Origin of the sequence: Synechococcus sp. H55.11 (genome assembly GCF_047462475.1) — a bacterium.
GTDB lineage: Bacteria > Cyanobacteriota > Cyanobacteriia > Thermostichales > Thermostichaceae > Thermostichus.
In genome coordinates this window covers 1-586 of the sequence record NZ_JANSJI010000337.1, presented here as the reverse complement: position 1 = coordinate 586, position 586 = coordinate 1, and the positions used below count along the sequence as shown (strand labels likewise).

Genomic DNA, 586 nt, shown 5'->3' with positions numbered 1-586 from the left:
CACCCTGGGATCCCTAGTTGTTACCAGTTTGCTGGATGGGTGGAGTGTCCTGGCCGGCAAGAGCCGGCGCTGGCAGGAGCGGCTGGGGCTCCATTTGGCTGCCTGGATTATGTTCTCCATTTCCGTGGCCGGCATGAGTGCCGTGGCCCAGAGAAGTATGATCCGCTACTGCCTGCCGGTTCACACCCTGCAGGTGCTGGCCTGGTTGCATGGGATCAGATACACCGATTTCAGCTTCATCCCCCAACAGGTGCGTTTCTATCTTGGCAGTGTCCTGAGGCTGGGCTACTGGATCTTGGCTTTAGTCTTCTTTGCCCTAAACCAAATCCTCGCCTGGCGCTACGTCCAGCATCTTTGGGTGGCTTGATCGAACCTTGGTAGTGAAGCTGATGAGTTTGCGTCCTAGCCTTCTGTTGCAGCAGATTCGCAAATGTTTAGTTGGCTTCTCTACTCGGATTTTTTTGCTGGGCTTAGCGCTGACTATCCTGCAAGTGTTGGCGATATACCTTTGGACAAAACGCGGCAGCTATGCTTCTGCTTTTGCAGCCCTGAGCCAGCGCGATAGCTATTGGTACCTGAGCATTGT

The 586-nt window shown here is 54.4% G+C and carries 2 pseudogenes; both read left to right on the top strand.

Features of this window, described 5'->3' with window-relative positions:
- Positions 1 to 367: pseudogene (locus tag NW853_RS13040) on the top strand (hypothetical protein); the annotation flags it as partial.
- Between the two features lie 7 nt (positions 368 to 374).
- A pseudogene (locus NW853_RS13035) lies at positions 375 to 586 on the top strand (hypothetical protein); the annotation flags it as partial.